Source organism: Psychrobacter sp. TB20-MNA-CIBAN-0197 (assembly GCF_040309765.1).
GTDB lineage: Bacteria > Pseudomonadota > Gammaproteobacteria > Pseudomonadales > Moraxellaceae > Psychrobacter > Psychrobacter submarinus.
This window is the reverse complement of sequence record NZ_JBEOPC010000218.1, coordinates 1-351: the sequence shown is the minus strand read 5'-3', so window position 1 is coordinate 351 and position 351 is coordinate 1. Positions and strand designations below refer to the sequence as shown.

1 pseudogene is annotated in these 351 nt (G+C 42.5%); it reads right to left on the bottom strand.

The window, feature by feature from the left end:
- Positions 1 to 50: 50 nt before the first annotated feature.
- Positions 51 to 351: pseudogene (locus tag AAEY83_RS13395) on the bottom strand (alpha/beta hydrolase); the annotation flags it as partial.

Sequence of the window (351 nt, the reverse complement as noted above, 5' to 3'; positions counted from 1 at the left end):
ATTTTTATTCATGCTTGAAGCCGTCGTTTTCAAAGCTATGATTTCTGGAGCTATTGCTGCTGATTTAACCAATCTACTGCCATTTGCCATAACTCAGGTGCCTTGGCATTGGTTCGACTACTAAAATAGCGCATATGACCAATGCTGCTCAGACCAAAGTCTTTTGGCTCAAAAAAGCGTTTTTCGACCGGCATCTTTGTATAGACGCGAATCATGTCGTCGATGTTTTTACTATTGGCAATTTCGTCATCGCTAAAGCCTAACCACAGCGCCGGCATGCGAATGTCATCATAAAAATGGGTATGAATGCTTTTGCCAAAGGCGGTTTTGATATAACCTGAGCCATTGCAC